At 42.9% G+C, this 985-nt stretch carries 1 protein-coding gene; it reads left to right on the top strand.

The window, feature by feature from the left end:
* Positions 1–928 (top strand): hypothetical protein (locus A3766_RS30175; protein ID WP_068641582.1); only part of this gene is annotated, 928 nt, incomplete at its 5' end.
* Positions 929–985: the final 57 nt, after the last annotated feature.

A 985-nucleotide genomic window follows, 5' to 3' on the forward strand; every position in this document is an offset into this window, starting at 1 on the left:
AATGCTGAATGCAGCAAAAACAAATCTTTCAAACTTGAATCGCAGCCTATCTTTGGTGGGAGCTGGTTTAGTCATCAGTTTAGCTGCTGGCTGTGCTTCAGTTGATAAGAAGGACAATAGTGCGATGTCTGATAGCTCGGCTGAGCTTAGTGTGGCGGAAGTACAGCCAAGCCAAGAGGAGCTAGCTAGGAACGAGAAAGAAAATGCTGCTAAAGCTGATGAAATGATGAAAAGCCTTAAAGCTCCTGTGGTTGAACCAGGTGCTAAGACTGAACAGCCGGTCAGCAAAGAGGTGAAGCCTACAGTTAAGGAAGTTGTCGCAGAAGTAACGCAGAAGGCCGTTACAGCGGTAGCAGACAAGGGTGTGAAGGTAGCAGTAGAAAAAGAGCCAGCTAAAGCTGAGGTTAAAAAAGTAGCTGCGAAGGTAGAGGAAGCTAAAAAAGATGTTGTTAAAGCGCCTGTTGTGCAAAAGAAAGGCTCTGTTAAGCCCTTAGCAATTAGCGAGAAAGACCTTCCTGCAAACTATGATATTTGGGTGTTAAAGCAGGGTGATACAGCATTAACTCAAGGGCTTGTTATTAGCACGCCAACTTGGGAGATGGGTAAAGAAGGTTATATGTCTCAAATTTGGCTAACCTTTAAAGAAAATGAGATTCACATTAACAGTTCTTCTGATATTGCCAGCGAAGCAAAGAATTTAGGTATTCGTATCGACGGAGGTGACTTGATTCCTTTTACGCGAATAGCTGAGAATAATATTGGAATTGTTGAAGGTGAGTGGCTAGATAAACTGGCAAATGCGAGTAAGCTGGATATTTACCTAGGCTTCTTCCCTGGCAAGAAACCTACAAGTGATACTTTCCATAGTGATACCTCTCTGGAAAATCTGGACCGTGTTGTGGCAACTTACCGTAAGTTGAGTAAGTAATTACCTAGACTATTAGGTGAATAATAGGGCTGCATTAATGCGGCCTTTTTTGTGGCT

This window comes from Oleiphilus sp. HI0132 (genome assembly GCF_001635845.1).